Source organism: Microcystis sp. M049S2, assembly GCF_020245625.1.
Taxonomy (GTDB): Bacteria; Cyanobacteriota; Cyanobacteriia; order Cyanobacteriales; family Microcystaceae; genus Microcystis; species Microcystis ichthyoblabe_A.
Window position 1 is genome coordinate 1 of record NZ_JADBUN010000022.1, and the last position, 5102, is coordinate 5102.

5 protein-coding genes and 2 pseudogenes are annotated in these 5102 nt (G+C 42.8%); 4 read left to right on the top strand and 3 right to left on the bottom strand.

The features are described from left to right. The 3 genes and pseudogenes from IM496_RS01850 to aroH all read left to right on the top strand — a co-directional run. Positions 1-118 (top strand): annotated as a pseudogene (locus tag IM496_RS01850) (IS5 family transposase); the annotation flags it as partial. A gap of 17 nt (positions 119-135) precedes the next feature. After that, a pseudogene (locus IM496_RS01855) lies at positions 136-603 on the top strand (S49 family peptidase); the annotation flags it as partial. Between the two features lie 68 nt (positions 604-671). Continuing rightward, positions 672-1073 (top strand): chorismate mutase, encoded by a 402-nt coding sequence (aroH, locus tag IM496_RS01860; protein WP_043998359.1) that lies wholly within the window; start codon positions 672-674, stop codon positions 1071-1073. Positions 1074-1089: 16 nt separating this feature from the next. Here the strand turns inward: aroH and IM496_RS01865 are convergent, their stop codons facing one another. Continuing rightward, entirely contained in the window at positions 1090-1983 is an 894-nt protein-coding gene (locus IM496_RS01865) for an alpha/beta fold hydrolase (RefSeq protein ID WP_287661065.1), read from the bottom strand. A gap of 58 nt (positions 1984-2041) precedes the next feature. Here IM496_RS01865 and IM496_RS01870 point away from each other — a divergent pair, with 58 nt between their 5' ends. Further along, positions 2042-2890 (top strand): alpha/beta fold hydrolase, encoded by an 849-nt coding sequence (locus IM496_RS01870; RefSeq protein ID WP_287661067.1) that lies wholly within the window; start codon positions 2042-2044, stop codon positions 2888-2890. A 363-nt stretch (positions 2891-3253) separates the two neighbouring features. On the opposite strand, the gene IM496_RS01875 is transcribed toward IM496_RS01870, so the two are convergent. Together IM496_RS01875 and IM496_RS01880 are read right to left on the bottom strand one after the other, a co-directional pair. After that, entirely contained in the window at positions 3254-4429 is a 1176-nt protein-coding gene (locus IM496_RS01875; RefSeq protein WP_287661069.1) for a lipid-A-disaccharide synthase-related protein, read from the bottom strand. Further along, complete coding sequence (locus tag IM496_RS01880; RefSeq protein WP_194018415.1) at positions 4422-4889, bottom strand: cobalamin biosynthesis protein; 468 nt, start codon at positions 4887-4889, stop codon at positions 4422-4424. Before IM496_RS01880 ends, IM496_RS01875 begins: the two co-directional genes overlap by 8 nt. Positions 4890-5102 lie beyond the last annotated feature (213 nt).

Sequence of the window (5102 nt, forward strand, 5' to 3'; positions counted from 1 at the left end):
ATTTCGGATACTTTCATCAAGATACAGAAATCGCAGACGGCGATTTGGTCTGAGATTGAATTTGATTGCTGGTATCTACAATTACGAACTTCGTTACCGACAAAAGGATATATCTTGATTACTTTTGCAAGAGATCTATTGTTGGATAAGGTGGGAGTTTCGTTTAAAGTGATTAAATCGGGCCCTTATAAAGATATTCTCTCCTTCGATCGAGAATTAACTGATGAAGAAGAAAGAATTCTTCAGGATATGATCGATACCAGTTATCAGCAATTTCTGCAAACCGTCGCCGGAGCCAGAAATTTAGATGTCAATCAGGTGAAAAGTTTTGCCGATGGGCGCATTTTTACCGGTCAACAGGCGTTAGAATTAGGAGTCGTTGATCGCTTAGGAACCGAGGAAGATGCCCGACTTTGGGCGCTAGAATTGGCAGGATTACCCCCAGATAAAACTAAATGTCAGACTATCGAAGAACCGAAACCCCTGCTCAGTCGTCTGACGGGCAATCGTTCCCAAATACCCCTAGGATTACAAAAAACCCTACAGCGTCTAGAATTTGAATTAGAAGTGAACGGACAACTGTTGTGGTTATACCGACCCTGATGACCAGATTAAAGTCGAGAAAAAGGGCGCGTTAACCCCTAAAATTGACTCATCAGGATTATCGGAGGATAACAATCGTGCAGTGGAAGGTTCGAGCCATTCGGGGAGCAACGACGGTAACGGTTAATACTATTGAAGCTATACGAGAAGCAGTAACAGAACTCCTCGAAGCGATCGAAATTCACAATAGTCTCGATCCCGATGATATTGTTAGTATTATCTTTACGGCAACTCAGGATTTAGACGCGATTTTCCCCGCTGCTATCGCTCGCGAACGTCCCGACTGGCAAAATGTCCCCCTCCTCGATGTGCAACAGATGCAGGTCGCTAGTAGTCTGGAAAAGTGTATTCGCGTAATTCTCCACGTTAATACTCCCAAACTACAAGGGGAAATGCAGCACGTCTATCTCCGAGGGGCGAAAAATCTTCGCCCCGATTGGCAGATTTCTCCAGTAACTATTAATCGCTAAAATCTTCCATAACTGACTAAATCCCCATTTCCGACAGCCAACTCAAAATTAATTGATTAACTTTTTCGGGATGTTCATCGTGGGGACAGTGACCGGCTTTGGCAATCGGATAAAATTGGGTATTATTGCCCATTTTAGCTCTTTCTTGGTAAATTACCGAACCAGCGATCGGTGTCCAAGGGTCATCCTCTCCCCAGAGTACCAATAAAGGGCGATCGATTGGCGGTAATAATTCCTGGGGAGAAGGTCCGGAGGGTGCTGTCAACACCGATGCGAACACTCCCCACGCACCCGCATCACAGGAGGGTTGATAGAGAATTTCGACTAATTCCTCGGTAATCGCGGTATGGTCGCGATAAACCTGTTTTAAGGTGTTCCGGATGCGATTTTTCTGCCTTACCTGTTCAAAAATAAACTTTCCTGTCACCGGAGAACTAACTAAACCGGTAAAGGCAGCCATGATTAAACGCAAAGGGAAATTTAATTCTTCGGGACGATGGTTTAATCCTCCAGCACAGTTGATAATTACTCCTCCGGCAGTGATTTCGGGAGATTCTGCCATCAGCATTAAGGCAATCAGTCCCCCGATGGAATTACCGACAAATACGGTCGGTTTTGCGATTTTTTCTCGCCAAAAGTCTTGTATTTGCTGCTGCCAAAGGTTGAGACTATAATCTAAAGCGGGCTTATCCGCACCCCCAAATCCCAAGAGATCTAGGGCATAGACTTGATAGCCATTTTCCGCTAAAACGGGGATATTTTTGCGCCAATGACCGATAGATGCCCCAAAACCATGAATTAATACTAGGGGTTGTCCTTCTCCCCGCACAGTGTAGGGGATGGTGTGACCTTGCCATGTCCAAGACAATTGCTCTAAGCTAGTGGCAGTGAGGGGCGATTGTAGTGCCATTGTATGAAGTTTTATTAAGTGATATTTAAATTATAGAGTAAAAATCAGCCGAGAATTTATGCCACAACGCCGGACTTTTACCAATAACTCGATGGAAATTTCCTATTTACAATGGAGCGATCGAGGTATCCCTCTACTATTATTGCACGGCATGGCGGATCATGCTTTGGTTTGGTCAAGTTTGGGCGATTATTTAAGCTCAAATTATCAAGTTATTGCCCCAGATTTGCGGGGACATGGGGAAAGCGGTAAACCCGCAACCGGTTATCACTTTCAGGATTATATCGGCGATTTAAGGGCTTTAATTAATCATTTAGGTTGGACGCAAGCACATATTTTAGGTCATTCTTGGAGTGCTAAAATAGCGGCAATTTGGGCAACTCAACAGCCAGAAGTATTTAAGAGTTTAATTTTAGTCGATCCCTTTTTTATCGATAAAATGCCTAGTTGGATTAGGATAACTTTTCCAATTCTCTATCAAGTTTTGCCCTTTTTAAAGATTACTCGTTCCTTTGATAGTTATCAGAGCATAGAAGCGATCGCTCGTCAATTAAAACAATATAAAGGTTGGTCAAATTTACAGCAAGAGGTGTTTAAAAATGCCATTGAACAAAAAGCTGATGGCAGTTGGAGCAGTAAATTTACTTTATCGGCACGCGGGGAAATTTTTGAGGATGTCATGGGGTTTGCCGGATTAACTAAAACTTTAGATATTCCCAGTTTATTGATCCTTCCCCAACAGGGATTAAATCGCACTGCTTGGCAAATTCAATCCTATAAAAAGTATTTAACTTCTCTAGAGATTAAAAAGATACCGGGTAATCATTGGGCATTTTTAGGGGAACCTGAAACTTTTAATCAAGCGGTGGCTGAGTTTTTATCTGTTCAGAAAAATGATGATGGTTAATTAAAAGGTAATTGAGCTAATTTTAAGCTGGATTACGCTGCCCTAAGTAGGGTTTGCTGAAAAAGCTTTTCCTGGGGGCAGGGTGTGGGGTGTGGGGTGTGGGGTGTGGGGTTTTACCGATTTTGAGGTAGTCAGTTACCTAATTTTCAGGGAAAAAGTCCAGGGATTTTCCCCCCGATCCCCGCAATGGCTGGCACTTTTTGAGGGAAAAAAAGTCTAAAAGTCTTATCCAACAAGGTTTTTAGATTTATTCAGCAAGCCCTAAGTAGGTAGGTATTAAAAACTTTCAGATACCCCCCTTATCAAGGGGGGTAGGGGGGATCGAACCTAAAATCCATTTTTAATTTAATTATAACTAGCTACTTAACACCCTAAGTTTATATAAATTTCCTCGGCAATCTTCCTGCTACCTCCGGACTCTCCCACTCTAATTTTACCGTTCTCTAAACATCTTTGTAAATACTGAGAATCTGCCAAAATATCGATAATTTTAACCGCAGCATTTTTAAATAAATTCACCTCCGTGGGTTTCTTTCCAATAGTTATCACCGATTCCCCTAATAAGCGCATTTGTGCCTCAGCAAAAGGGTAGGTAAATTGGGGACCAAATCCGGGTATTTGTAGGACGGGTTTTCCTAATCCTACCGCTTGTTCTACTGCTGTCCCCGCCATGGCTAAACAAGCGTCACAATGGTGTAGAATATCGGCAAAAGCATCACGATAACAGCACACCTTAGCCCCATTTTTCTCTAGTTTTCCCGCTCCTAAATAATGCCATCCCTCTTGTTTAGCCAAATTTTCTAAGTCGGTTTCTCTGATGCTAGGAATGATAGCAGCCCGAAACTGCATCGGTTTAATTTTAACTATTTCCTCACAGACTTGTAACTGTAAAGCTAAATTACTCAAAGCTTCGGGTAAACGACTCCCCGCTAATAAAGCAATCATGGGAATTTGACTATCTAATTCCAAATCTTTACCCGTTGGTGTTAAGACATCCATAATCGGATAGCCAGCAAAAATCGCTTTTTTAATACCCCGATTTTGTAGGTCTGTTGCTGTATATTTATCTCTGGTAAAAACCCTTAAACACTTGTCTGATCTTAAACATAATTCTGTCAGTAAAGGTAATTTAATTGTACCTTCGTAATAACTGGAAGTAGAAACAATAAAAGCCACAAAAGGACGACCAGTTAAACGAGCAATCGCAATCGGTACAATATCCCCCACTGCTATCAATAAATCACAATTCTTACTAACTTTAAAAGCTGCCTGAATTTGTTTAATAGTTAGACCGATTAATCCCGCCCCAATATCTTTAATCCAATTAAAAGGATTAGTATAAATAATTCCCCCCGATGGCATAGTGGCAGTGGGGGCAATAATTGGTACTGGCAATTTTTGATAAGCTTTTCCCTCTCCCACTAAAGGCAAAGCAGCTATAGATAATTGGGGCTGAATTTTTTGTAATTCCCCCACAATTAAACTAGCATTTAAATCCTCGCCATGACCATTACTAAGAAATAAAACCTGTTTAAGCATCGATTTCGTATCCTCTATATTCCCTTGCTGCCAAAGAAACCGCCACCGTCACCGATTTTGCTTCTATTTGCTTGCTGACTAGCAAAATCTCGCCCATTTTTAAAGCGGCGGCTTCGGCGACGCTAGGAGTTCCCCCTTGCTTGTTGACAATAGCTGAGGGATTGGGGACATTAATATCTCTCAACTCCTCGGCAGTAAAAGTTTTTAGGGGCAATCCTTTCTCCTGACAGTAGGTAATTAAACCCCGTTCATCAGCTTTGATGTCAAGGGTGGCGATACCGGCAATAGCGGCTAAAGAGAGGTGATAACGCTGAAAAACAGCCCTAATTGCCCTATCTATGACCGCCTTCTCCGTCCCACGGATGCAACCTATGCCTAGCCATAATAATCGTCCATGGCACTGCACTTTTACCCCAGAAGAATCGGCGGGTGGGTGGAAAGCAGGGGAAGCGCCAGTCATCATCGGTGTTGCCTCTAATTGTTGCGGGATTAGGGTTGCCAACGGGGAGAATCACCTTGGGGCTGTTTAGTTAGGGTTTGCGGCAAAAAGTTTTTCCGGGGGGTAGGGTGTGGGGTGTGGGGTGTGGGGTGTGGGGTTTTACCAGTTTTGAGGTGGCCAATTACCTAATTTTCAGGGAAAAAGTGCCTAAATTTCCCCCCGATCACTCCCATA